General features: G+C 66.8%; 24 protein-coding genes. 9 read left to right on the forward strand and 15 right to left on the reverse strand.

What is annotated here, in order from left to right:
- The first annotated feature begins 54 nt into the window (after positions 1–54).
- Both flgK and MUB46_RS13200 read left to right on the forward strand, forming a co-directional pair.
- Positions 55–2,205 carry a flagellar hook-associated protein FlgK gene (gene flgK / locus MUB46_RS13195; RefSeq protein ID WP_261616386.1) on the forward strand — a complete coding sequence of 717 codons (2,151 nt, stop codon included), beginning with the start codon at positions 55–57 and terminating at the stop codon, positions 2,203–2,205.
- A gap of 5 nt (positions 2,206–2,210) precedes the next feature.
- A complete protein-coding gene (locus tag MUB46_RS13200; protein ID WP_261616387.1) occupies positions 2,211–3,722 on the forward strand; it encodes a flagellar biosynthesis protein FlgL in 1,512 nt (503 codons plus the stop codon).
- A 171-nt stretch (positions 3,723–3,893) separates the two neighbouring features.
- On the opposite strand, the gene flaF is transcribed toward MUB46_RS13200, so the two are convergent.
- From flaF to MUB46_RS13240, 8 genes are all read right to left on the reverse strand, one after another.
- Positions 3,894–4,262, reverse strand: a complete 369-nt coding sequence (flaF, locus tag MUB46_RS13205) for a flagellar biosynthesis regulator FlaF (protein WP_261616388.1) — start codon at positions 4,260–4,262, stop codon at positions 3,894–3,896.
- A complete protein-coding gene (gene flbT, locus MUB46_RS13210) occupies positions 4,201–4,638 on the reverse strand; it encodes a flagellar biosynthesis repressor FlbT (RefSeq protein ID WP_261616389.1) in 438 nt (145 codons plus the stop codon). The genes flaF and flbT overlap by 62 nt, the downstream gene beginning before the upstream one ends.
- 113 nt (positions 4,639–4,751) lie before the next feature.
- Positions 4,752–6,302, reverse strand: a complete 1,551-nt coding sequence (locus MUB46_RS13215) for a flagellin N-terminal helical domain-containing protein (RefSeq protein ID WP_261616390.1) — start codon at positions 6,300–6,302, stop codon at positions 4,752–4,754.
- Positions 6,303–6,539: 237 nt separating this feature from the next.
- Complete coding sequence (locus tag MUB46_RS13220) at positions 6,540–8,090, reverse strand: flagellin N-terminal helical domain-containing protein (protein WP_261616391.1); 1,551 nt, start codon at positions 8,088–8,090, stop codon at positions 6,540–6,542.
- A gap of 133 nt (positions 8,091–8,223) precedes the next feature.
- On the reverse strand, positions 8,224–8,655 hold the full coding sequence (locus MUB46_RS13225) for a hypothetical protein (protein WP_261616392.1): 432 nt from the start codon (positions 8,653–8,655) through the stop codon (positions 8,224–8,226).
- 126 nt (positions 8,656–8,781) lie between these two features.
- Positions 8,782–9,276, reverse strand: coding sequence for a hypothetical protein (locus tag MUB46_RS13230; protein ID WP_261616393.1), 495 nt, complete (start codon positions 9,274–9,276; stop codon positions 8,782–8,784).
- The gene (locus MUB46_RS13235; protein ID WP_261616394.1) at positions 9,260–9,583 is read right to left on the reverse strand and encodes a rod-binding protein; all 324 of its coding nucleotides are present in this window, start codon (positions 9,581–9,583) and stop codon (positions 9,260–9,262) included. Before MUB46_RS13235 ends, MUB46_RS13230 begins: the two co-directional genes overlap by 17 nt.
- Positions 9,584–9,585: 2 nt before the next feature.
- On the reverse strand, positions 9,586–10,743 hold the full coding sequence (locus tag MUB46_RS13240; protein WP_425256262.1) for a flagellar basal body P-ring protein FlgI: 1,158 nt from the start codon (positions 10,741–10,743) through the stop codon (positions 9,586–9,588).
- Positions 10,744–10,988: 245 nt separating this feature from the next.
- Between MUB46_RS13240 and MUB46_RS13245 the strand changes: the two genes are divergently transcribed.
- On the forward strand, positions 10,989–11,408 hold the full coding sequence (locus tag MUB46_RS13245) for a flagellar assembly protein FliX (protein WP_261616395.1): 420 nt from the start codon (positions 10,989–10,991) through the stop codon (positions 11,406–11,408).
- Positions 11,409–11,578: 170 nt separating this feature from the next.
- Positions 11,579–11,989, forward strand: a complete 411-nt coding sequence (gene dksA / locus MUB46_RS13250) for an RNA polymerase-binding protein DksA (protein ID WP_261616396.1) — start codon at positions 11,579–11,581, stop codon at positions 11,987–11,989.
- A gap of 138 nt (positions 11,990–12,127) precedes the next feature.
- On the opposite strand, the gene flgH is transcribed toward dksA, so the two are convergent.
- The 4 genes from flgH to flgF are packed head-to-tail and all read right to left on the reverse strand — an operon-like array spanning position 12,128 to position 15,490.
- Positions 12,128–12,898 (reverse strand): flagellar basal body L-ring protein FlgH, encoded by a 771-nt coding sequence (gene flgH / locus MUB46_RS13255; RefSeq protein WP_261616397.1) that lies wholly within the window; start codon positions 12,896–12,898, stop codon positions 12,128–12,130.
- A 25-nt stretch (positions 12,899–12,923) separates the two neighbouring features.
- Positions 12,924–13,907: a flagellar basal body P-ring formation chaperone FlgA gene (gene flgA, locus MUB46_RS13260; protein WP_261616398.1), complete on the reverse strand. Its 984-nt coding sequence runs from the start codon at positions 13,905–13,907 to the stop codon at positions 12,924–12,926.
- A gap of 17 nt (positions 13,908–13,924) precedes the next feature.
- On the reverse strand, positions 13,925–14,710 hold the full coding sequence (gene flgG, locus MUB46_RS13265; protein ID WP_261616399.1) for a flagellar basal-body rod protein FlgG: 786 nt from the start codon (positions 14,708–14,710) through the stop codon (positions 13,925–13,927).
- Positions 14,711–14,749: 39 nt separating this feature from the next.
- A complete protein-coding gene (gene flgF / locus MUB46_RS13270) occupies positions 14,750–15,490 on the reverse strand; it encodes a flagellar basal-body rod protein FlgF (protein WP_261616400.1) in 741 nt (246 codons plus the stop codon).
- 311 nt (positions 15,491–15,801) lie between these two features.
- Here flgF and MUB46_RS13275 point away from each other — a divergent pair, with 311 nt between their 5' ends.
- The 5 genes from MUB46_RS13275 (at position 15,802) to MUB46_RS13295 (ending at position 22,369) form a co-directional block, all read left to right on the forward strand.
- Positions 15,802–16,305, forward strand: a complete 504-nt coding sequence (locus MUB46_RS13275) for a flagellar basal body-associated FliL family protein (RefSeq protein WP_261616401.1) — start codon at positions 15,802–15,804, stop codon at positions 16,303–16,305.
- A gap of 8 nt (positions 16,306–16,313) precedes the next feature.
- On the forward strand, positions 16,314–17,483 hold the full coding sequence (gene fliM, locus MUB46_RS13280; protein ID WP_261616402.1) for a flagellar motor switch protein FliM: 1,170 nt from the start codon (positions 16,314–16,316) through the stop codon (positions 17,481–17,483).
- Positions 17,480–17,920, forward strand: a complete 441-nt coding sequence (locus MUB46_RS13285) for a DUF6468 domain-containing protein (protein WP_261616403.1) — start codon at positions 17,480–17,482, stop codon at positions 17,918–17,920. Before fliM ends, MUB46_RS13285 begins: the two co-directional genes overlap by 4 nt.
- The gene (locus tag MUB46_RS13290) at positions 17,917–18,705 is read left to right on the forward strand and encodes a MotE family protein (protein WP_261616404.1); all 789 of its coding nucleotides are present in this window, start codon (positions 17,917–17,919) and stop codon (positions 18,703–18,705) included. Before MUB46_RS13285 ends, MUB46_RS13290 begins: the two co-directional genes overlap by 4 nt.
- 115 nt (positions 18,706–18,820) lie before the next feature.
- Positions 18,821–22,369 (forward strand): tetratricopeptide repeat protein, encoded by a 3,549-nt coding sequence (locus tag MUB46_RS13295; RefSeq protein ID WP_261616405.1) that lies wholly within the window; start codon positions 18,821–18,823, stop codon positions 22,367–22,369.
- Positions 22,370–22,498: 129 nt separating this feature from the next.
- On the opposite strand, the gene grxD is transcribed toward MUB46_RS13295, so the two are convergent.
- The 3 genes from grxD to purL all read right to left on the reverse strand — a co-directional run bounded on the left by grxD (position 22,499) and on the right by purL (position 25,408).
- Entirely contained in the window at positions 22,499–22,840 is a 342-nt protein-coding gene (gene grxD / locus MUB46_RS13300) for a Grx4 family monothiol glutaredoxin (protein ID WP_261616406.1), read from the reverse strand.
- 82 nt (positions 22,841–22,922) lie between these two features.
- A complete protein-coding gene (locus MUB46_RS13305) occupies positions 22,923–23,159 on the reverse strand; it encodes a BolA family transcriptional regulator (protein ID WP_261616407.1) in 237 nt (78 codons plus the stop codon).
- Positions 23,160–23,191: 32 nt separating this feature from the next.
- Positions 23,192–25,408 carry a phosphoribosylformylglycinamidine synthase subunit PurL gene (gene purL, locus MUB46_RS13310; RefSeq protein ID WP_261616408.1) on the reverse strand — a complete coding sequence of 739 codons (2,217 nt, stop codon included), beginning with the start codon at positions 25,406–25,408 and terminating at the stop codon, positions 23,192–23,194.
- Positions 25,409–25,429 lie beyond the last annotated feature (21 nt).

The raw sequence follows: 25,429 nt of genomic DNA on the forward strand, positions 1-25,429 counted from the left end.
ACCGGCCGGGTCCGACCGTTCCCCCCGATCGCTCCCCAGGAGGCGGCAGGCACAATGGGACTCTACGGCGTACTCGGATCGGCGCTTTCGGGCCTGCGGGTGACGCAGGCCGGGCTCGACGTCGTCTCGCGCAACGTCTCCAACGCCGATACCCCCGGCTATACCCGCAAGACGCTCGAACGCTCGACGATGGTCGTCGGCAGCAACGTCACGGGCATCCGCATCGGCGACATCGTGCGCGACGTGGATTCGCTGGTGCAGCGGCAGCTGCGGCTGGAGAACAGCGGCGCCGGGTATGTCCGCATCCTCAAACAGTACTACGACCAGCTCGACCTGATGCTGGGCGAACCCGGCTCGGCGAACGGGGTCGACACGCTGTTCAACACCTTCCGTTCGTCGATGGAGGCGCTGGCGACCAGTCCGGACTCCTTCATCGCGCGCGAGCAGGCGCTGCGCGACGCGCAGGTTCTCGCCGGCAACCTGAACCAGCTGTCGTCCGACATCCAGGCGATGCGGCTGGAGGCCGAGCGCGGCATCGGCGACGCGGTGCAGCGGGCCAACGAGCTGCTGGGCAAGATCGCCAAGATCAACATGGACATCGGCAGCCGCGACCAGCTCGAGTCGCCGCCGGCAGACCTGCTCGACATCCGCGACGGCTATATCTCCGAGCTCAGCGAACTGATGGACATCCAGGTGATGGAGCGCGAGCGCGGCACCGTCAGCATCATGACGAAGTCGGGGACGATGCTGCTCGACCTGTTGCCGGTGGAGCTGCAATTCGATCAGCGCGGCTCCATGACGCCGCAGTCGCTCTACTCCGACGACCCGGCCGAGCGCGGCGTCGGCACGATCCGGATCGTGTCGCAGAACGGCGCGGTGCTCGATCTCATCGAGAACAATCAGATCCGCTCAGGCAAGATCTCGGCCCTGCTGGAGCTGCGCGACGAGTTCCTGGTCGACGCCCAGGCCCAGCTCGACGTCCTGGCCGAAGCGCTGGCGCGCTCTCTGTCGGGACGCACCGTCGACGGCACCGCGACCACGGTCGGCACCCAGGACGGCTTCGATGTCGACCTGACCGGGATCCAGTCCGGCGACCGGGTCAACCTGACGCTGGCGACGCAGCCCGGCGGGGCCGAGCAGACCTACACGATCATCCGGGTCGACGACCCGGCGAGCCTGCCGCTCGACAACAGCGTCACGGCCGATCCCAACGACATCGTCATCGGCGTCGACTTCTCGGGCGGCTACGCGTCCGTCGCGGCGCAGCTCAACGCCGCGCTGGGCCCGCAGGTCGACGTCTCGGCGCCGGGCGGCAACGTGCTGCGGTTCCTGGACGACGGCGACGCGACCGCGAACTCGACCGGCTCGCTCTACGGCGCCGACGGCTCGACGCTGAACCTGGCCGGCCTCAACGGCGAAGCCCTGACGATCAACGTCAACGGCGTCGACAACGTCTTCAACTTCGGCCCGGCGACGACGGGGCAGGACCTGCAGTCGTGGCTGGACGGTCTGCCCGGCATCGGCGCGACGATCGCCGCGGGCGATCTCGTCATCACCGGAGATACGCCGGCCGACGGCTTCTCCATCACCTTCTCCAATCCGTCCGTCGGGACGGCGACGGGGTTGTCCGAGGGGTCGTTCAACACCTCCGCGATCACGTCCGTGGACGCGTCGATCACCAACACGGCACTGGACGGCAACGGGCTCGCGATCCCGCTCTTCGTCGATGGCGGCAGCCCCTATACCGGGCGCCTGGAGGGTATGCCCCAGCGCATCGGCTTCGCCGGCCGCATCTCCGTCAACGCGGCGCTGCTGGCCGACAACACGAAGCTGGTCCAGTACGGCGCCGGGATCGAGATCGGCGATCCCGCGCGTCCCCTCGACATGCTGCGGCGCCTCACGCAGATGCAGATCACCTTCCCGGCGGAGACCAAGGTGGCGGGGTCGACGCCGTATACCGGCACGGTCTCCGGCTTCGTCCAGCGCATCATCTCCTATCAGGGGGCGATCGCGCAGGACGTGAGCCAGGCGACCGAAGCCCAGGAGACGGTGGTCGCCCAGCTCGAGGAGCGGTTCACGTCGCGGTCGGGCGTCAATATCGACCAGGAAATGGCCCACCTGATCGAGCTGCAGACGGCGTATCAGGCCAACACCCGTCTGATCACGGCGTTCCGTGAGATGATGGACCTACTGATGAGGATGTAGACGGCATGAGCGTTCCTCCCCTGTCGAAGTCTCTCGGCTGGACGCGCGGCATCATCGAGTCGCGCGAGAAACTGTTCGATCTGCAGCGCCAGCTCGCCACCGGAAAGAAGGCGGCGACCTACGGCACGCTCGGGCCGGATCGGACGCTCAGCATCGCGATGCGGTCAAGGACCTCCATCACCGACGCCTACAAGTCGACGATCCAGACGATCTCCCTGCGCATGAACGTGATGACCCAGGCGATCGACCGCTTCAGCAATATCGGCCGTGAGATCCGTACCGACGCGATGGTGCCGGACTATGTCCTGACGGACGGCAACCGCTCGTCGACCCAGCTGCGGGCCGAGGCGGCGCTGGACGAGGCGCTGTCGCTGCTGCGTTCCGAGGTCGGCGGCCGCTACCTGTTCGCGGGGCGCAGGACCGATGCGGAACCGGTCGAGCCGACGCCGGCGATCATGGACGGCGCCGGCGCGCGCGCCGGCTTCAAGCAGCATCTGTCGGAGCGGATGCAGGCCGATATGGGCGCCGACGGGCTCGGCCGTCTCGTCGTGCCGGTTCCGGCGGCCGCGGACGTCGCCATTTCCGAGGACGTCGACGGCAGTCCGTTCGGCTTCAAGATCGTTCAGCTCGCCACGACCCTGACCGGGACGACGGCGACGGGGCCGGCCGGCGTGCCGCCGCAGGCGACGCTGTCCTTCTCCGCGACGCTGCCCGAAGCCGGCGAGACCGTGCGCCTGACGCTGTCCATGCCGGATGGCACGGAGACGGTCGTCGAGCTTACCGCCGTCGCGGCGGGCGAGGGCGGGGACCCCGGCACGTTCGAAATCGGCGCCGACGAGACCACCACGGCCGCGAACTTCCAGGCCGCGCTCGTTACCAGCCTGGAGACGGAGGCGGCCACGGAGCTGCGGGCCGCGTCCGGCTACGCGGCGGCCGACGATTTCTTCAACATGGACGATGCCAACCCGCCGCAGCGCGTCGACGGCCCGCCGTTCGACACCGCCACGGCCCTGCGCGACGGGACGCCCGCCGACACCGTGTTCTGGTATCTGGGCGACGGCGACCTGACGACCGACTCGCGCTCGACGGCGATCGCGCGGATCGACGAATCCATCTCGGTCGCCTACGGCGCGCGCGGCAACGAGGAGGCGTTCCGCTGGACGATCCAGAATCTCGCGGTCCTCGCGGCGCAAACCTTCGATCCGAACAATCCCGACGTCGAGCGGGAGCGCTACTCGGCGATGACCAGCCGGGTGGTGAGCAACCTGTCGTTCCCGGACAAGCGACAGACAGTCGAAGCCATCTATGCCGAGATCACGACGGCGCAGTACGTCTCCGGACAGGCCGATGAGCGCCATACGGCGACCAAGGCCACGGCCGTGCAGCTGTTGTCGGAGGTGGAGGTCGCCGACCGCGACGAGGTGGCGGTGAAGATCCTGCAGCTACAGACGCGGCTGGAGGCGAGCTACCAGACGACCGCGGTGCTGTCGCAGCTCAGCCTCGTCAACTTCCTCTGACGCCCGGGTCTCAGCGGCGGGTCCTGCCGCGTTTGCAGCGCTGACGTCGTCTGCCTTCTGAAACGAAAAAGGCGGCCACCAGGGCCGCCTTGCGATAGATCTTCGGAGAAGGAAAGCGTCGATTTTCCCGACTTCGGCGCATTCTGCAGCTCCCCTATGGCTGGGACCGTATCAGCTCGTGGCGCGCAGTCCGGCGGCCAGCTCGCGGTTGATCGAGATCAGCGAGGGCACCTTTTCCGGGCGTGGGTTGGTCTGAAGATCGATGGTCTGATTGAAGATGAACAGCGACAGATTGGCGATGTTCTGCTTGACCTGATGCGGAAGCGGGTTTTCCGGCTTCGTGGCGGAGGTGGCGAAGATCGTCCAGAGGCGGCGGTTGAACGTCAGTGCCTCGTCCAGCTCGGGCTTCCGGTTCGGCCAATCGTCGCAAACACGCTGGAGCTTTGCCGCGGCTTTTATGAGCAGGTCTGCCTCGAGATCACGCGGGCTGCTCGTTTTCTGGGCTGTGCTGGCGTACAGCTGCGCCGCCGAATTTTGCATGTTCCAGTAGTTCCTCTTCGTACTCGATTAGCGCCTTGGCTTCGCGAAGAGCTTTGTAAAGAAATCCAGTTAAGATCTGATTATTGATCCGGTCCACGTAGGGCAGCGTGCTTGGTGCCGCCCGGACGACATCGTTCACCAGTTCAAAGTAGATGTCGTGGCGTGACTGGGTCTCGCCGTCCAGATACATGACCTGAACGGCAAGGTAGATCCGCTTGGCCGGCGTGTCGGCCGTCTCCGGAGTCAGGATGTCCTTTTCCCGCAGGATGGGAATGTCGCCCTCGATATACAGCCGGGAGCGTTGGCCGCCATTGGTGATCACGGCGGTGCCGAGAATAAACCGTTCGCCGGGCTTCAGCTCGACCTTGAGCGCCATCGTCGTGCCTCGCGCTTTGTTTCGGGTGCGAAGAATCGCTTTTGCAGATTACCCGAAAAGAAAACGGCGGGACCGAGGCCCCGCCGCCGCAACCGTGAAAAGCCGGGCCGGCGTCAGAACAGGCGGAGCACCGCCTGGTCGGCCTCGGAGGCCAGGGACAGCGCGACCGAGGAGAGCTGCTGGCGGGTCTGCAGGGCCAGCATGTTGGCGCCTTCCTCGTTGGTGTCGGCGAGCACCAGGTTGTCGGCGCCGGTCTCCAGCGTGTTCTTCATCGCCTTTGTGAAGTCCTGGCGGTTCTCGACCATCGAAAGGTTGGAACCAAGCGCGGACGACTGCGAGCGGATCGCATCGAGCGCCGCGCCGACATCGGCGATGATGGCGTCGATGGCGGCGTCGCTGTCCAGATCGACGGAATCAAGAGACGTCAGGCCGAGGTTGTAGGAATTGATCGCCTTGCCGTCCTTGGTCTGGATGTTCAGCGTCGACGTGCCGGTCTCGTTGAAGCTGATCTTCAGATTGTCGCCGCGCAGCAGGTTGACGCCGTTGAACGAGGAATCGTCGGCCAGCTTGTCGAGCTGGTCGCGCAGCAGGTTGTACTGCGTGGCGAATTCGGTGCGGACCGCATTGCCGCCGATCGTTCCGGTCCCCGCACCGCCATCAACGATGCCGGCGGGTGTCAGGCCGGCTACGTCGAGTTCCTGCGTCGACTGGTTCTCGATGCGCAGCCTGCCGTTGTCGTTCGACGCGCGGATCTTGCTGTCGAGCGCGCTGTTCATGTTGATCTCGTCCACGAGGGCGTCGACCGATTTGGCGATCGGGGTGCTGGTGGAGCCGGCGCCGCCGGCCAGGCCGGAGTCGCTGGCGCCGGCAAGGGTCTCGGCGACATTCGTCACCGCGACGGCCGCGAGGCCCGTGTCGGCGATGACGTCGGACGTCAGCACCAGTTCGCCGCCGGACGTGCTGGCGGTGATGTCGACGTCATTGGCGGCAAACCCGGCATTGAGGAGATCCTGCAATTCCGTCGCCGAAACGGCCTCGACGTCGGCGACGTCGAGCGTCGTGGCGGCACCGCCGTCGACCGATACGCTGAGTGTGTCGGCATCGACCGCGGTGATCGCGATCGAGCGGGTGCCGCCGCCGTTGATGGCGACGTCGAAGCCGAGCGAGCCGGCGTAGCTGTTGTCGGCGGCGCTGTCGAAGTCGAGGGCGGCGAAACCGGCGCCGGTGAAGATGCCCTGGGCCCCCGTCAGTTCGATATCGACGGCGGTCGCGCCGATCGCGCCGCCGGAGAAGGACATGGTCTCGGTGCCGGCTGGGGTGGCGCCCAGGTCGACGGCGTAGGACATGGTCTTGAACGACTTGTCCTGACGGGCCTGACGCAGGGTTGATTGCATCGATTCCAGGTTCCTGGTGATCGACGTCAGGCCGTTGTCGGCCGCCTCCAGCGTCTTGACGCCGTTCGACATGGAATCGAGCAGCGCCGAGAGTTCGTTGGCGCGGGTCTGCAGCGAGGCCGAGGTAAAGAAGTTGGTCGGGTTGTCGAGGGCCGAGTTGACCTTCTTGCCGGTGGCAAGACGGTGCTGCGTCGTGGCCATCAGATCGGCGGTTTTCTGCAGCGAGAGCAGGTTCTGCCGCACGCCCGTGGACAGGGTAATGTCAGACATCGTTCATTCCTCTTCCCGCAACCGATAGTCAACACTGGGCGCGGCTCCGATCATGTCCTCGGGGCCGGAATCTGCGCGTTAACCTCTTGTAGAGGTTGGTAAAGAATTACGGTTAACAAGTTCTTATCCGGCCGGATACCGGACCGCGCGAGAAGGGAAATCGGGGGAAGGAAAAGCCATAAAAAAAGCGGCGGGGCCGAGGCCCCGCCGCCAGTAACGGTCGTCCCTGAGAAGGGATCAGAACAGGCGGAGCACCGCCTGGTCGGCCTGCGAGGCCAGGGACAGAGCGACCGAGGAGAGCTGCTGGCGCGTCTGCAGGGCCAGCATGTTGGCGCCTTCCTCGTTGGTGTCGGCCAGCACCAGGTTGTCGGCGCCGGTCTGGAGCGTGTTCTTCATCGACTTGGAGAAGTCCTGACGGTTTTCGACCATGGACAGGTTCGAACCGAAGGACGACGACTGCGAACGGATCGTGTTCAGAGCGTCGGACACCGTCGACAGGAGCGAGTCGATGTTGGCGTCACTGTCCAGATCCGCGGCTTCGATCGACATCAGGCCGAGATTGGCGGAGTTGATCGTCTCGCCATCCTTGGACTGGATGTTGAGCGTCGACGTTCCGGTCTCGTTGAAGTTGATCTTCAGGTTGTCGCCGCGCAGCAGGTTGACACCGTTGAACGAGGAGTCGTCCGACAGCTTGTCGAGCTGGTCGCGAAGCAGGTTGAACTGCGTCGCGAGGTCGGACCGGACACCATTGCCGCCGATCGTCGCCGTGCCGGAGCCGCCGTCGACGATGGCACCCGCCGAAGCGCCGGTGATGGTCAGCTCCTGCGTCGACTGGTTCTCGATGCGCAGCTTGCCGTTGTCGTTCGACGCACGGATCTTGTCGGTCAGGCCGGCGTTGCCGTTGATTTCATCGACCAGCAGGTCGACCGACTTGGCGGATACCGTGCCGAGGCTGCCGGCGCCGCCGGCGAGACCGGAATCACTGGCACCGGCCAGGGTCTCGGCGACATTGGTCACCGCGACGGCGGCCGTGCCGGCGTCACTGGCCGTGTTGGACGTGAGCACCAGCTCACCGCCGTCGGTGCTGGCGGTGATGTCGACGTTGTTGGCGGCGAAGCCCGCGTTGAGCACGCTCTCCAGTTCCGTCGAGGTGACGGCCTCGACGTCGGCAACGTCGACGTTGGTCGCCGCGCCGCCGTCGACGGTGATGGCGAGGGTGTCGGCGTCGACCGCGGTGATCGAGATCGACTGGGCCGTGCCGCCATCGACGGCGACGTCGAAGTCGAGCGTGCCGGCGTAGCTGTTGTCAGCCGCGCTGTCGAAGTCGAGGGCGGCGAAGCCGGCGCCGGTGAAGACACCCTGGGCTTCGGTCAGGTCGATATCGACGGCCGTCGCGCCGACGGAACCGCCGGAGAACGACAGGGTCTCGGTGCCGGCCGGGCTGGCGCCCAGGTCGACATTGTAGGACGTGGTCTTGAACGACTTGTCCTGACGCGCCTGACGCAGGGTCGACTGCATCGACTCGAGGTTCTTGGTGATCGAGGTCAGGCCGTTGTCGGCGGCTTCCAGGGTCTTCACGCCGTTCGACATGGAGTCGAGCAGGGACGACAGATCCGACGCGCGGGTCTGCAGCGAGGCCGAGGTGAAGAAGTTGGTCGGGTTGTCGAGGGCCGAGTTGACCTTCTTGCCGGTGGCAAGACGGTTCTGCGTGGAGGCCATCAGGTCGGCGGTTTTCTGCAGCGAGAGAAGATTCTGCCGCACGCCAGCGGACAGGGTAATGTCAGCCATTGTTCAATCCTTTTCTGGATCTGTTACTCAACAAGCGGCCTTTCTGGCCGTATGACGCCGTTCTAACCGGGCGCGTCCTAAGGGTCGGTTAATCGGAATAGGCGAATCGTTCGGGGTCACCCGATTTGCTGGTTCAGACCGATTTCGTGATCCGTGGCGGTTCGTCGTCGCGGCTGGCGTTGGCGCGGCTGGCGTAGGCGCGCTTGCCCAGCAGGCCGCCAAACCGGGGGGCGTCGAACCGGGGAGTGTCGCAGGCGGCAATCGACTCCAGCGAAAGGTGGGCTTCCGGGAAGACAGGTTCGTGCGCGGGACCGGCCGCGGGCGCGATCTCGCGTTGCGGGGCGGACGCGGCGTCCGGTTGTGGGTTCGGGTGAGGGGCGCCGTGATCGCTGTTTGCCTCGTTGCCGGACCGTTCCCGTTTCTTGTCGCGGGCACGTTCGGCATCGTCGGGCGGGCGCACGGACCGGGCCGGCGGCACGAGCGTGGCTTCGCCGGCCGGGGCGGGCCTGGCCCAGCTCTCCGTCGGTGGCAGCGTCTGCGCCCTGCCGGCGATACTCGCGTCCAACGTCGCCTCCAGCCGGCAAACGGCCGGCCTCGCTCATCCCTCGCGGGACAAGCCTATCGGCGCGCGGTGAATCGCGGGTTGCGGGAACCGATCGCGTTTTAACGGATCAGCCCGCAGGGCGTCCGGTCAGAGGGCGACGTTGTAGGACAGGGGGGCGGCGCGCGGTGCCGTTTCGGTCTGCCTGGCGTTGGCGCCATAGGTCTGGGTCTGTCCGCCCTGTCGGGCGGCGGCCAGGCCGGCGACGTCGCGGATCAGCGTTTCCGACACGGTGCGGGCCGTCGCGAGAACGGCCAGGTTGAGGGAGATCGCCGACTCCAGCGCCTGATGGCGTTCGCGGAGATGGCCGACCTCGTCCGGCACGAGCTGGTTCAGCTCGGCGCCGGCGGACGACAGGACGCCATGAGCCTTCATATAGCGCTCGGCGACCACGGACTTGCGGGCGGAAACCTCGGCCGCCGCGGTCAGGCGTGCGGCCCGGATCAGGCTGGTTTCCTCGTTCAGCACCGCGATCAGCGAGTCGACCGTCTGCGCCAGATCGACGCAGAAATCGCGCGCCGCGGCCGGGTCCGACACGGGCGTCGGGCTGCTATTGCTGGCCGGACTGCTATTGCTGAATGTCATTGTTAGCCTCCTGAAGGGACAAGAGCTCGCGGGCGACATCGTCGGCAATGCCGATGCCGCCGGCGGCCGCGATGTTGGCGCCGTATTGCTCGATCAGCAGGGACCGGAACATTTCCTCGCCATGGCCGCCGCCGAACGGACCGTCGGTGCTGACGCCGGCGAACATCTGCGACAGCATGGTGTTGAGGAACACCGACTCGAATTCCTGCGCCGATTGGCGAATGCTGTCGGGCGTGCCCTTGGCGCCCGTCGACAGTGCTGGACCGAGGGCGGGCGAGGACAGGGCGAGATCCGCGGGGATAGCCATCGTCACATCACCTCGATGTCGGCCTGCAGCGAGCCGGACGTCTTGATCGCCTGAAGGATCGAGATCAGGTCGCGCGGCCCGACACCGAGCGCGTTCAGCCCGTCGACCAGTTGCTGCAGGCTGACGCCGCCGTCGACGATCGCCATGCGGTTGCCGGACTGGTCGTCTACCGTGATCTGGGTGCGCGGAACCTCGACGGTCTCCGCCCCGAACGGCGCGAACGCGCCCGGCTGGCTGACTTCCGGCGTCTCGGTGATGGTGACCGTGAGGTTGCCCTGGGCGACGGCGACGGTGGAGACGCGCACGTCCTTGCCCATGACGATGATCCCGGAATTCTCGTCGATGACCACGCGGGCGGGCTGATCGGGATCGACGCGGAGTTGCTCGATATCGGTCAGAAGCGAGACGATGTCGCTGGAATACTTGCCCGACATGCGGATCTGGACGGTCGCCGGGTCGGTCGCCTCGGCTGTGCCGGGGCCGATATAGTCGTTGATGCTCTGGGCGATCCGCGTGGCCGTCGTCAGATCCGGATTGCGCAGGGCCAGGCGCAGGCTGGCGAGCTGGGAAAGCTCGAAGTCGATTTCGCGCTCGATCAGGGCGCCGTTGGCGATGCGCCCGCTGGTCGGGACGCCCCGTGTGACCTGGGCGGCCTCGCCCTCGACGTTGAAGCCGGCGACGGCGACCGGTCCCTGGGCGACCGCGTAGACCTCGCCGTCGGCGCCCAGCAGCGGCGTCACCAGCAGGGTGCCGCCCTGCAGGTTGGTCGAATCGCCGAGCGTGGAGACGGTGACGTCGATGCGGCTGCCGTGGGTAGAAAACGCCGGCAGATTGGCCGTGACCATGACCGCCGCGACGTTTTTCGTGCGGAGCTGCGCGTCGCGGGTGTTCATGCCCAGCCGTTCCAGCATCGCCTGCAGGCTTTGCAGGGTGAAGGGCGAGTTGTTCAGCGTGTCGCCGGTGCCGTTCAGGCCGACGACAAGGCCGTACCCGATCAACTGGTTCTCGCGAACGCCTTCGATGTCGACCAGGTCCTTGATCCGCGAGGATGCCAGAGCCGGCGGCGGCGCACAGAGCGCCGCGGCGACCGCGACGGCCGTCGCCAGGCGAAGGCCGCGTGAGAAAACTGACCGTAAATTCTTAACGCGCGGGATCACCACACTTGCTCCCCTTCAGCAATCCTCCAACTAGAAAGCCAGATCCGTGCCAAGCAATCGCGGTTCGGGAAAACGCTGTAAAGGTATGGAATCTCGAGGGTTTTGAGTTCGTGTCGCAGGCGTTCGCCGTTAAGGTTCCGGCAAGAACTTGCCGCCGCCCGGCAAATTCTGCCCATGCGTTAAGGTGCCGTTAACCATGGCTGGTGAGATTTGGCCGTGGCTGGAGCAAAGGGGGGAGGCTTCGATTCATGCGTATCGACGGACCCGGAGGGGCGGGCCAGATCAAGCGTCCGCGGGGCGGTGCGAAGAGCGATCGGTCAACGAACGTCTTTTCGTTCTCCCAATCGGAGCGTTCGGAAACCGCGACCGGAGCCGCCGCATCGGGACCGATCGGCGGCATCGACGCGTTGCTGGCGCTTCAGTCGGTGGAGGAGCCGGGGGGGCGCGGACCGCGGCTCAAGCACGGCCACGACATGCTCGACCTGCTCGACGACATCAAGATCGCCTTGCTCGCGGGTGACGTACCGGCCGCCAAGCTGCAGAGCCTGGTCGATACCGTGGGGCGCCGGCCCGACCGGTATGGCGACGAGCGCATCGAGTCGGTGCTCGACGAAATAGAGCTTCGCGCCCGCGTCGAGCTTGCGAAATTGGGGCGTGAAGCGGCCTGATATCCGGCGATTGCCCCTAACCCGCTGAAACCACGGCCGAAAGCAGGGCGGATCGTACTACCGCGCGAATTAAGTCACATTACAATCTTGTCATCGACGACTTGTTGTAAGCGGCCCTGTCAGCGGTTATAAGGGCGCCCGTTATCGACGGACCCTAAAGGGAATCGCCGATGGTTGGCGTAAGAGACTACCGCCCTACTACCAAAGAGCCTTTCATGAACGAGAGGCAGCGCGAGTACTTCCGTGCAAAACTGCTTGCATGGAAGGAAGAGATTCTGCGTGAAAGCCGCGAGACGCTGAACCAGCTCCAGGTCGACAGCCAGAATCACCCTGATTTGGCCGACCGTGCGTCTTCGGAGACGGATCGGGCCATCGAGCTGCGGGCTCGCGACCGCCAGCGTAAGCTGATCGCCAAGATCGATGCCGCGCTCAAGCGGATCGATGAGGGGACCTACGGCTATTGCGAGGAAACCGGCGAGCCGATCAGCCTCAAGCGGCTTGATGCAAGGCCGATCGCGACCTTGTCGATCGAGGCGCAGGAGCGTCACGAACGGCGCGAGCGTGTCTATCGCGACGACTGATTAAACTCAGTCTCCAAAGAAACTGAAAAACGCCTCCGGCCACTGGTCGGGGGCGTTTTTTGTGCGTGGAAAAGAAAGGGCGCGGTCCCGGGGGAGCTGGGACCGCGCCGATTGGCCGTTCTGTCAGATGGGGGAGCGTCAGAACGGCAGGATGATGTCCAGGAACTGTTGCCCGTAGGGAGGCTGCTGGACATCGGTAATCTGGCCGCGTCCGCCGTAGGAGATGCGGGCCTCGGCGATCTTGGTCGAATCGACCGTGTTGTTGGCGGTGATGTCTTCGGGACGGATCACGCCGGCCACGATCAGTTCCCGCATCTCGAAGTTGACGCGGACCTCCTGGCGTCCCTCGATCACCATGTTGCCGTTGGGCAGGACCTGGGTGACGACGGCGGCCAGGTTCGTGCGCAGCTCTTCCTTGCGGTTAACCGAGCCTTCACCGGTGGTGGCGGTGTCGCCGTTGAGGTCGATGACGGCGCTGCCGGTCTTGTAGTCGTCGGGGATCAGGTCGAGGAACGCGTTGCCCGCCGCGCCCGAAATGTCGCGCCCCCCCGAGGCGATGCGGCTGCGCTCGGTCTTGTTGTCGAAGATGGCCTTGTCGGAGAAGATGACCTCGACCGTGAGAATGTCTCCGACCCCCTTGGCGCGCTGATCCTTGAAGAAGGCGCGGGCGCCGGACCGCCACAGGGAGTTGGAGCTGAACACCGGCGGCTCGGGGTCGGGCATCGGCATCGACACGGGACGATAGCCGGCCACCGCCGTCGGGTTCTCGATCGCCGACAGGTAGGGCGGCTTGTTGATCTGGGCGATCTTGTCGGCGGTGCTGGAGCAGCCCGCGGCGGCGGCGCCGAGGATGCCGATCGCGGCGAGGCGTCCGATGTCTCGGAATGTCCGGTTCGTTACGCGCGTCATGAAACTCTCCCTCAGGACCGGCATGTCAGCGGACGGTGGTCGGCAGCGACGCCACCGGAACCCGCTGCGGCAGGACGGTGACGAAGCCGGGACCGCTGATCTCGGCCTCGACGGTCCGCTTCGACTGAATGTTGAAAACCTGGATGACCTCGCCGCGCGCGCCGGCCGACAGGGCCCGTCCGCGGGTGGTCAGCGTCAGCCCGGGCGTGCGGTAGATGATCGTCACCAGGTCGCCGCGATGGACCAGAATCGGCTCCATCAGCAGGTCGGCGGTCAGCGGCACGCCGTCGCGAAGGTGCCGGCGGGCGGACATCCCGGTGAGCCGGTCGGCGTCGACGATCATCTCCGAGCGCACGGCGCTGCGGGGCAGGCGGTCGATGACGATGTCGCGCGGGCTGATCACCTCGCCGCGCTCCAGGGCGCGCGCCAGGACCGGGACCTCGATGATCTCGACCGCGCGGCCGGAGAACCGCAGGCCGGTGCCCGCGGCGCGGCTGTCGGCGACCGCCAGAAGGGCGGCGAAACGGCCGGTCGCCGGATCGTATTCGAGCTTGTCCACGCTCAGCGGCGCCATGGCGGACTGCTCGACGACGATCGGCTGCTCGAACCGGTCGAGGGTCACGTCGATGTCCTCGGGCCGGTCGCCGCGTCCCGTCTCGACGATATGGCGCGTGATCGCCTGCACGATCTCGTCGCTGGCGATCGCGCGGCCGAGCCGGCTGACCGACACCGAATCGAGGCCGCCGGTATCCAGGCCGGCCAGACCCTGGGCCTGGGCCGCCGTGAGGATCCGATCGACGCGGACGGTGCCGGCGGTGCCAAGGTCCGGCGCCCGGAAGACCGCGATGCCGGAGGCCGCGCCGGCGCCGTCGATCAGGTCGCCGAGTGTCACGAGCGGACCGTGCACGGTCACCTGAGCCTTCAACCGGGGCTGTTCGGCCCCCATCGCCGGCAGGGCGAACACGGCGACCGCAAGCGCGGCGCCGACGACGAGCGTGCGTATGATCATGATCCGTCCCCTTCGCGTTAGCGCATGCTCGCCGTCGACGACATCATTTCGTCGGCGGCGGTGATGACGCGGGAGTTCATCTCGTAGGCGCGCTGGGCGGCGATCAGATCGGAGATCTCGGAGACCGGATTGACGTTGGCCTGCTCGAGATAGCCTTGCTGCAGCATGCCGTAGCCGTCGAGGCCGGGCGTGCCGACCTGTTCGGGACCGCTCGACGGCGTCTCCAGGAAGAGGTTGTCGCCCATGGCTTCCAGGCCCGCCGGATTGACGAAGCGGACCAGGTCGATGTTGCCGAGGTCGACGGGATCGGTGTCCGTCGAGACGAAGGCCTGGATCAGCCCCTCGGAGTTGATCGAGACACCGCGGGCGTCGTCGGGGATGGTGATGCCGGGCTCGATGACATAGCCGTCGACGGTGACCAGCTGGCCGAGCGAGTCGCGTTCGAACGAGCCGTCGCGCGAATAGGCGGTGCGGCCGTCGGGCAGGCGGACGCGGAAGAAGCCTTCGCCGCGGATGGCGACGTCCAGTTCCTTCTCCGTCATGGTGATGTTGCCCTGGCTCATCACCCGCGGCGTGGCGGCCGTCTTGACGCCGCCGCCGATCTCGATGCCGGTGGGGACGATGGTTCCGGTATCCGACGTCGAGGCGCCGGGCCGGCGCAGGTTCTCGTAGAGGAGATCCTGGAAATCGGCCCGCTGGCGCTTGAAGCCGGTGGTGCGCATGTTGGCGATGTTGTTGGAGATCACTTCGACGTTGAGCTCCTGGGCCATCATGCCGGAAGCCGCGATATGAAGTGCTTTCATGGCGTGTTCCTTTTCAAGTCCAGTGGCGGTGGCCGGTCATTACTGAATGACGGCCAGCACGCTGATGGCGTTGCGGCGCATGTCGTCCATGCGTTCGAGCATGGAGGACAGCGAGGTATAGGCGCGGGTTACCTCGATCATCCGGGTCATCTCGACGATCGGCTGGACGTTCGAGCCTTCGACCATGCCCTGGCGCACGGTGGCGTCGTTGGCGGTCTGCGGCTGGACCGGTGCGGAGAACAGGCTGGAGCCCTCCGGCTGCAGAATGGCGTCGTCGTCGAAGACGGCGACCCGCAGGCGGCCTTTCTCGCCGGCCTTCGTGGAGACCGTTCCGTCGGCGGCGATGGCCACGGCACCGTCGCGCTCGTCGAAGGTGATCACGCCGCCGTCGCCCATCACCCGGTGACCTTCGGCGGTGACCAGCGCGCCTTCGTTGTCGAGCAGGAACGCGCCGTTGCGCGTGTAGCGCTCGCCGGCCGGCGTCTGGACCACGAACCAGCCTTCGCCGTCGATGGCGACGTCGAGCGGATTGCCGGTCTGCTGTATCGGTCCGGGCGCGAAGTCCTGCAGCGTGCCGCGGTCGATGACATAGGAGATGTCCCGATCGCCGGGCAGGGCGTCGGACGCCTCCGCCTTGGGCATCAGGTATTCCTCGAAAAGCACGTCGGACGATTTGAATCCGCCGGTTTCGAGATTCGCCAGATTGTTGGCGATGACGTCCATCTGACGCCGCAGGGCGACCTGCCGCGACAGGGATACGAGTAGGGTATTGTCTTGCATCGTTGCACCATTGGTTGCTCCCCCGAGCGAACGCCGCACGGTGCCGTGGGTGTTCACCGGTCATTAAGCATACGGTGTGCCAACTCCGGAAAGTGAATGAAAACAATGGGATGAGAATTTTCGTCGGCGCCAGAGCCCGGCAATTTTGGGGCCGGCCGGCAACGACGGGCGGCAATAATTTCCCACCCCGGCCGGGTTTGGAAACTTTTCGTTAACCATGCGCTTCATACGGTGAACATCAAGGCAGCGGGGGCTGGCGCACGGGGCTTTTTCGGACGTGCGCGCCCCGGAACAAACGGAACCGGTCAGGCATGTCCACCGAGGTCGCTCAACCCGATTTCGACAATATCGAGGCCACGCCCGATAGCGCTTCGCAGGACGGCGCGCCGAAGGGCCGGCGCAAGCTCGTCATCATCGGCGCGGCGGCCGTACTCGGCGTCGCCCTGCTGGGCGGCGGCGGCTACCTGTTTCTCGGCTCGGGTGGCGGGTCCGGGACGGTCCAGCAAGAACCGCCGGTCTTCTTCGAACTTCCGGAAATGACCGTGAACCTGAGCTCGGTGGATCAGCGGCCGCAGTTCCTGCGCGTCCAGATCGCGCTGGAAATGAAGGACAGGGAGACGAAAGAGGCCGTGGAGCAGGTGCTGCCGAGGGTGCTCGACGCCTTCCAGGTCTATCTGCGCGAGCTGCGCTCGACCGACCTGCAGGGCTCCGCCGGCATCTACCGGCTCAAGGAAGAACTCGTGCGGCGCGTCAATCTGGCGATTCATCCCGCCGAGATCGACAACGTCGTTTTCAAAGAAATCATCGTCCAGTAGGCGCAGACATGGCAGACGAAGAGGAAGACGTCGATCAGGACGCCCTGGCGGCCCAGTGGGGCGCCGAGCTGACCGATGAGGACGACGACGCCTCCGACGACGACATCGCCGCCAAATGGGCGTCGATGGTCGAGGACGAGGAGCCCGACACCGGCACCGGCGGGGGAACCGAGCGGGTCCTCAACCAGGACGAAATCGACAGCCTGCTCGGCTTCAACGGCGACGCGGCGAACCGCGACGAGAAGAGCGGCATCCGCTCGATCATCAATTCGACGATCGTCTCCTACGAACGCCTGCCGATGCTGGAGATCATCTTCGATCGGCTGGTGCGGCTGCTGACCACGAGCCTGCGCAACTTCACCTCCGACAATGTCGAGGTCGCGCTGGACAGCCTGTCCTCCGTGCGCTTCGGCGACTACCTGAACTCGATCCCGCTGCCGGCGATCCTCGCCGTGTTCAAGGCCGAGGAATGGGACAATTACGGCCTCGTGACGGTCGGTTCGAACCTGATCTATTCGATGGTCGACGTGCTGCTGGGCGGCGGGCGCGGCTCGATGCGGCTCCGGATCGAGGGGCGTCCGTACACGACCATCGAGATGAACCTGATCCGGCGCATGATCGAGCTGGTTCTGGCCGATGCCGACCAGGCCTTCGCGCCGCTGTCTCCGGTCCACTTCAACGTCGAGCGGCTCGAGACCAATCCGCGCTTCGCCGCGATCGCACGGCCGGCCAACGCGGCGATCCTGGTCAAGCTCAGGATCGACATGGAAGACCGCGGCGGCAATATCGAGGTGCTGCTGCCCTACGCGACGATCGAGCCGATCCGCGACATGCTCCTGCAGATGTTCATGGGCGAGAAGTTCGGCCGTGATCCGATCTGGGAGGGGCACCTGGCCAGCGAGATGTGGAATTCGACCGTCGAGATCGACGCGGTGCTGTTCGAGCAGTCGATGCCGCTCGACCGCGTCATGAACTTCAAGGTCGGGGACACGCTGGTGCTCGACCGTCGCACGACCGACCCGGTCACGCTGCGTTGCGGCGAAACGATCCTGACCGACGGCAAGGCCGGTCGCGTCGGCGATCGGGTCGCCGTGCGGATCGCCAACCGGCTGCGCCGGCCGAAAATGACCTATGCCGCCTTCGAGAAGGCCGACAGACTTGCCGTGGAGGGAACGTGAGCGGATCGTCGCTGGGATTGCTGATCGAAAGCCTGGTCGCGGTGCTTCTGCTCGTGACCATCGGCTACTGCGTGGTGCTCAACCGGCGCCTGAAACGCCTGCGCGCGGATGAATCGTCGCTGCGCGAGACGATCGCCGAACTGGTGCGGGCGACCTCGATCGCCGAACAGGCGATCGAGGGGCTCAAGGGCACCGTGGTCGAGTGTGACCGCGACCTGACCAACAAGCTGCGGCAGGCCGACCGGTTCAGCCGCTCCATCGAGAAGCAGGTGGAACTCGGTGGCAAGGTGCTGAGCCGCCTGTCGCGGATCACCGAGCTGGCGCGCGGTCACGGCCTGGTCGAGCCCGCCAGGACGCCGGCGACGGCGCGGGCCACGGCACGCGAAGGCGCGCCGGCCGGCCAGACAGTGGCGAAAGCCGCTGGCAGGGCGGCATGAAAGATCTCCGGCTGCTGCCGCTGGTCATCATCGCCGTCGGCGCGCTGCTCGTCCTCAAGGGCGTCGGGCTGATCGTCGGCGAACCCAACCTGGTTGGCGGAAGCCGTCCGGCGCTGGCCCAGGACAGCGCCGCACCGCAGGACGGGGGGGCGCAGGAGACAGCCGGGCAGGGCGAGGCGCCGCAGCCGGACGGGCAGGATCAGACTTCGGCGCAGGCGGGAGCCGACGGACAGAAAGCCGCCGCGACCACCGAGAGAAAGACGCCCGAAGCGGCGAAGGCCGACGAACCGTCCTTCCTGGAGCGGGTCCTGGGCAGCGAGAGCCGGTCGCGCGAGGCGATCCTCGACAGCCTGGGAGAGCGGCGCCAGGAGCTGGAAGCGCGCGAGAAGGAACTGGACCTGCGCGAGAACCTGCTGAAGGCGGCCGAGCAGCGGCTGGAACAGCGGATCGCCGAGCTGAAGGACCTGGAAGCGCGCATCACCGCGGTCGAAGCCGAACGCAAGGGCGAGGACGACGAGCGGATGAAGAACGTCGTCACGATGTACGAGAGCATGAAGCCGAAGGACGCGGCGCGCATCTTCAACCGGCTCGACATGTCGGTCGTCTCCAAGGTCGCGAGCCTGATGAGCGCGAGGCAGATGGCGCTTGTGCTGGCGGAAATGGACTCCGAGGTGGCGCAGCGGCTGACGCTGGAACTGTCCGCAAAAAGCGCGGATCCCATTGCCGACACCGGTGGCGCCGGCGGCGAACTGCCCAAGATCGTCGGAACCCGACCGGTCAATTAGGCCCAATCCGGGATCCGGACTTAAGCCGCTATTTACTTGCCCGATCTAGTCTTTCTCCGGGATCGACAGGACGTCGATCGCGTCGCGCACATCGTGGCGTTCGACCGGAGAGAACATGAAAGCCGGCCCAGGCAGAATTGCCGCCCCTGGACTCGTATCGCGCTGCCTTGCCGGGCTGACGCGCGCGGCCGCGTGCCTGCTTGCCCTGTCGGCGCTGACGGCAGCCGGCGGCGCCCGGGCGCAGGTGCCGGCAACCATCGAGGCCAGCGACACCGGAACCTACGCGCGGATGATCATCACGTTCGACAAGGACGTGCCGGCGTTCGACGTCACCGCGACGACAGGCGTCCTGGTTCTCGAATTCGATGAGCCCACCGCGCCGGACGTCGCGCGCCTCAGCGATGTCATCGGCCGCTTCATCACCGCCGCGCGGCGCGACCCCGACGGCGGCGCGATCCGCCTGGCGCTCGCCCAGCCGGTGACGGTGAACACGATGGAGGCCGGCGAAAAGCTGTTCGTCGATCTGATGCCGGGCGATTGGGTGGGGCTGCCGCCGGGGCTGCCGCAGGATGTGGTCGCCGAACTGGCGCGGCGCGCCGAGGAGACGGAGAAGCGCCAGCGCGAGCGCGAACTGCTCGAGAAATTCCGCAACTCAAAGCCCGTCGACGTCCGCGTTTCGAGCCTGCCGACCTTCACGCGCCTCGTGTTCGTCTTCGAAAGCGAGACGGATGGCCGCATCGAGCGGGACGTCGACAAGGCGAATGTCTATTTCGACAAGGCCGCACGTATCGATCTGTCCGGGCTGAAGCCGCGTCTGCCGTCCTATATCTCCGGCATCGAGTCGCGGCTCGGAGAGGGCGGTCTTGAGCTGTCGCTGACGGTCGATCCGGTGTCCCCGGTTCGCGGCTTCAGGGAAGGCAACACCTATGTCGTCGACGTGACGGCTCCGGGCAGCGCCGATGCCGGCGCGGCCGTTCTGGCGCCGCGCGCCGATGCCGATGTCGTCGACCTGCTGTCCGGCGACGTGCCGGGACGGCGCAGCCTGGCCGAGGAACACGAAGCCCTGGCCGCGGCGTTCGGGGCGGATGCGCAGGTCACGATCGCCGGGCAGGAGGCGCCCGCCGAGGCGCCGGATGCGGTTGCCGATCCCGAGCCCGCCGCTGATCCTGTCGCCGAGCCTCCCGCCACAGCTGAAACGGTAGCCGAACCCGAAATTGCCGAAGAGCCTGTCCTGGCCGAACAGCCCGTCCTGGCCGACCAGCCCCGCGGTGACGTGGACTATGTGCAGCCGGAGGCGCGCCGGTTCGCTTCCACCGTCAAGCTGACGCTCCCTTTCGACGCGCCGACCTCGGCGGCCGTGTTCGAGCAGGCGGGGGCGCTGTGGGCGGTGTTCGATTCACCGCAGCCGATCGACACCCGTATCCTGCGCAAGGACTTGAGCGGATATGCCTCCGCCGTCGACAGCTGGCGCAGCGGCAATACCTCCGTGCTGCGGCTGACGCTCGCCAAGCCGCTTCTGACGACGGTCTCGGGAGAGCCGGCGACCTGGGTGATCACGCTGGGCGACGTCATGCTGGAGCCGGGCTCTCCGCTCACCCTCCTTCGCGCGGTCAACGAGGATGGGCAGCCGGAAGCCATCGTGCAGTTTCCCAGCGCCGAAGCCGTCCACGAGATCCGGAATCCGGATGGCAGTGACCGGCTGTTCGTGACGACGGCCATGCCGCCCTCGCGCTCGATCCCCAAGCCGTTCAATTTCGTCGAGTTCCAGGCGCCGACCACGATCCACGGGCTGGTGGTCCGACCGCTCGTCGACGACCTGAGCGTCAGGATCGACGGCGGCGATGTCCGTATCGGGCGTGGCAACGGCCTCGTCATGTCCGAGGTGAACGGACAGTACGCGCCCGGGCGCACCGCCGGCTTCGACGCGAGCCGTCCCGGCTTCGTCGACAGTATCGACGACAGCAGCCTGGATCCGGGCGCCGCCTACAAGCTGCTGTCGAAACACATCCGCGAGACGGCGGTCGCCGGGGACGTATCCCGTACCGGCTCGCGCGTGCAGATGGCGCGGGCGCTGCTGGGAACCGATCTCGGCGCGGAGGCGCTGGCGCAGCTCAGGCTGATCGAGCAGGAAGACCCCGCCGCGATGCGGGAGCCGGAGATCCGGGCGTTGCGCGGAATCGCCATGGCGATGATGCGCCGGCCCGACGAGGCGATCCGTGAGTTCGATACGTTCGGCCTCAACAGAAGCTCGGACGTCGCGCTGTGGCGCGGCGTCGCCGAGACCCAGAGGGGCAACTGGCGCGCCGCCGTCGCCGCCTTCGAGCAGGGCGCCCCGGCCTTGTCGAGCTACTCGGCGCGGCGTCAGAAGGATTTCCGGCTTGCGTCCGCGGAAGCCGCCCTCGAGGCCCGGGACTACGCCGAGGCGGCGGTGCGCATGGCCGAGCTGGAGGAGAACCAGGATTCCTCCGTGCCCGACCCGCACGTGGCGTTGCTGAGCGCGCGCCTGCAGATGGCGCTCGGCCGGACCGACGACGCGATCCGGGTTCTGGACAAGGTAATCGGCTCCGGAGACCGGCTGCTGGCCGCGCGGGCGCAGTTGCGCCGGGCCGAAGCGCTTCACAACGCCTACGGGTCGGCGCGATCCGACGAGATCATCTCGGATCTCGAACGGCTTGCGCTGTCGTGGCGAGGCGATGAGATCGAGCTCGGGGCCATGCGGCTTCTCGCCAATCTCCAGGTCGAGGCGTTCGACTACTACCGTGCCTTCGAGATCATGAAATCGGCAACGGTCGCGAACTCGGCTTCGCCGACGACGCGGGCGCTGCAGGACGACATGAACCGTGCCTTCCAGGAACTCTTCCTGGGCGGCCGGGCCGAGGAGATCCCGGCGGTCGATGCCCTGGCGCTGTACTACGATTTCCGCGAGCTCACCCCGATCGGCCGCAAGGGCGACCAGATCATCCGCGGGCTCGCCGACCGGATGGTCGAAGTCGACCTGCTGGAGCAGGCCGCCGAACTGCTGCGCCATCAGGTCGACAATCGCCTGAAGGGGGCCGAGCGCGCCGAGGTCGCCGCGAAGCTGGCCTGGATCTACCTGATGAATCGCAAGCCGGCCGACGCCATCGTCGTGCTGTCGCGAACCCGGCAAGCGGTTCTTCCGCGCGAGGTCGCCTACCAGCGCCTATTGCTGGAATCCCGGGCGCTGGCCGAAACCGGCCGGCTCGAGCTCGCCCTCGACCTGCTGTCGTCCGCGGAAGGCGTGGAGGTCGACCAGATCCGCGCCGAAGCGCTCTGGAACGGCGAGCGCTGGCAGGACGCCGGGGAGGCCTTCGAGCGGGGGCTCGGCGAAGCCTGGGAGCGTGTCGATCCGCTGACGGACGGGCAGCGGACGCTGGTGCTGCGCGCGGCGATCTCCTACGCGCTCGCCAGGGATCAGCTCGGCCTGCAGCGGCTGCGCACGAAGTTCCTGGCGAAGATGGCCGCGAGCGCGGACGCGCACGCCTTCGAAGTGGTCACGATGCCGGTGCCGGAAAATGCCGGGGAGTTCGGCAAGCTGGTCTCGCGCGTCGCCGGCGTCGACACGCTGGACGCGTTCCTGGAGGAATACAAGGCGCGCTACGTGCTGCCGAAGAGGGGCAACGACAAGGTGGCGTCGGCCGGCTAGCCGCTAGCCGCCGCCCGCAAACCACCGGCCGCGTCCACGACGGATCTCGTTGCCGCGAACGCCCACAACACTACTCAAGTCCGGGCCACGAACGCCCGGACCACGGGGAACACCCGGATGACGGCCCGCTTAGCTGGCCGCGTTGTCCTGGGTGGGGATGCCGCGCTCGGCCATGAGCTGCTGAAGCTCGCCGGCCTGGAACATCTCGCGGATGATGTCGCACCCGCCGACGAACTCGCCCTTGACGTAGAGCTGCGGAATGGTCGGCCAGTTCGTGTATTCCTTCACGCCCTGCCGGATTTCCGCGTCGTCGAGCACGTTGACGCCCTTGTAGGGCACGCCGAGATAATCGAGGATCTGTACAACCTGGCCGGAGAACCCGCACTGCGGGAAGGCCGGGGTGCCCTTCATGAACAGCAGGACGTCATTGCCCTTCACTTCGGCCTCGATCCTGTCGTGGGCAGTGGTCATTTCGGTCCGTCCTTTCGATGTGCTGCGGCGCCGGGCCGCCGCTGCCGATTGAGCCTGTGTGTCTGATATAGGTCGCGCGATGTCAGTTGTCCGGCGCGCTGGTCTGCAAGGCCAGGGCGTGCAGGGCACCGCCCATCGAGCCGCGCAGCGCCTCGTAGACCATCTGGTGCTGCTGAACCCGTGACTTGCCGCGAAACTGCTCCGATACCACCGAAGCGGCGTAGTGATCGCCGTCGCCGGCCAGGTCCCGGATCGTCACGATCGCGTCGGGAATGTGGGTCTTGATCAGTTTCTCGATTTCTCGAGCGTCCATCGCCATGTTGGCGCCTCGTCGTTGTTGCCTCGTCCGGGTCAGTTCTCGATGCCGCCCGCCATATAGTCCGGCATCCAGTCCTCATGGCAAGAGCGCAGCGCTGCCAGATAGATTGGGTCGTGGCCGGCAATCGTCAATGCGCCGCCGCCGGTGGTGCCCAGCGCCATCGCCGGCACGCCGGCCGTTCCGGCATCGGCGATGAGGGCGTCGGCCGCATCGGCGGGGCAGGTGACGACGTAGCGCGCCTGGTCCTCGCCGAACAGGGCGGCGTGGGCCGGCAGGCCCGCGGGAAGCGCGGAAACCGTCGCGCCGCGGTCGCCCGACAGCGCCATCTCGGCGAGCGCCACCAGGAGGCCGCCGTCGGCGCAATCGTGCACGGCGCTGACGCGGCCGGCCTTGATCAGGTCGCGGACGAAGTCGCCGTTGCGCTTCTCCTCCGCCAGATCGACGGGCGGGGGCGGGCCGTCCTCGCGGCCCTCGATCTCGCGCAGGTAGAGCGACTGGCCGAGATGGCCACCGGTATCGCCCAGCAGCACGATCGCCTCGCCGTCGGCCTTGAAACCGATAGAGGCGGAGCGGGTGAAGTCGTCCAGCAGGCCGACGCCGCCGACGGCGGGGGTCGGCAGGATCGCCTGGCCCGAGGTCTCGTTGTAGAGCGACACGTTGCCGGAGACGACGGGGAAGGACAGCGCCGTGCAGGCTTCGGCCATGCCGGTGATGCAGCCGACGAGCTGGCCCATGATCTCGGGCCGTTCCGGGCTGCCGAAGTTCAGGCAGTCGGTGATGGCCAGCGGGGTGGCGCCGACGGCGGTCAGGTTGCGCCAGGCCTCGGCGACGGCCTGCTTGCCGCCCTCGACCGGATCGGCCTCGCAATAGCGCGGCGTGACGTCGAGGGTGATGGCGAGGCCCTTCGGTCCGTCCTCGACACGCACGACGGCGGCGTCGCCGCCGGGGCGCTGGTAGGTGTTGCCGAGGATCAGGTGGTCGTACTGCTCCCAGATCCAGCGGCGCGAGGCCAGGTCGGGCGAGGCCATCAGCGTCATCAGCGCCTCGCCGATCGAGGCCGGCGGAGGCACGTCGTCCGGCGCCACGGGCGCCGCGGGTGCGGTGGGTTCCCACGGGCGGTCGTACATCGGCGCTTCGTCGCCCAGCTCCATGATCGGCAGGTCGGCCATCACGTCGCCGTGGCGCTTCACGACGAAGCGCTTGGGCTCTATCGTCTTGCCGATGATCGCGAAATCGAGATCCCACTTCTCGAAGATCTCGCGGGCGATGTCCTCCTTGCCCGGGCGCAGCACCATCAGCATGCGCTCCTGGCTTTCCGACAGCATCATTTCGTAGGCGGTCATGCCGTCCTCGCGGCAGGGCACGTTGTCGAGATCGAGCTCGACGCCGAGGCCGCCCTTGGCGCCCATTTCCACCGCCGAGCAGGTGAGGCCGGCCGCGCCCATGTCCTGGATGGCGATGACGGCGTCGGTCTGCATCAGCTCCAGGCAGGCTTCCAGCAGCAGCTTCTCGGAGAAGGGGTCGCCGACCTGCACGGTCGGGCGCTTTTCCTCGGCGTCGTCGCCGAACTCGGCCGAGGCCATGGTGGCGCCGTGGATGCCGTCGCGGCCGGTCTTGGAGCCGAGATAGACGATCGGATTGCCGATGCCGGTGGCCGCCGCATAGAAGATCGAATCCGTGCGCGCGATGCCGGCGGCGAAGGCGTTGACCAGGATGTTGCCGTTGTAGCGGGGGTGGAAGTTCACCTCACCGCCCACCGTCGGCACGCCGAAGGAGTTGCCGTAGCCGCCGATGCCGGCGACGACGCCCGAGACCAGGTGGCGGGTCTTGGGGTGTTCCGGATCGCCGAAGCGCAGGGCGTTGAGCGCGGCGATCGGCCGCGCGCCCATGGTGAAGACGTCGCGCAGGATGCCGCCGACCCCGGTCGCCGCGCCCTGATAGGGCTCGATGAAGGAGGGGTGGTTGTGGCTCTCCATCTTGAACACCACGGCGAGCCCGTCGCCGATGTCGACGACGCCGGCGTTCTCGCCCGGGCCCTGGATCACCTGCGGGCCCTCGGTCGGCAGCGTCTTCAGCCACAGCCGCGAGGACTTGTAGGAGCAATGCTCGTTCCACATCGCCGAGAAGATGCCGAGCTCGGTGAAGGTCGGCTCGCGGCCGATCAGGTCGAGGATGCGCTGGTACTCGTCGGGCTTGAGCCCGTGGTCGGCGACCAGTTCCGGCGTGATGGGGAGTTCGTTCGGGATCATGTCGTGAAAGCCGTAAGGTCC

It is taken from the genome of Microbaculum marinisediminis (assembly GCF_025397915.1).
Lineage (GTDB): Bacteria > Pseudomonadota > Alphaproteobacteria > Rhizobiales > Tepidamorphaceae > Microbaculum > Microbaculum marinisediminis.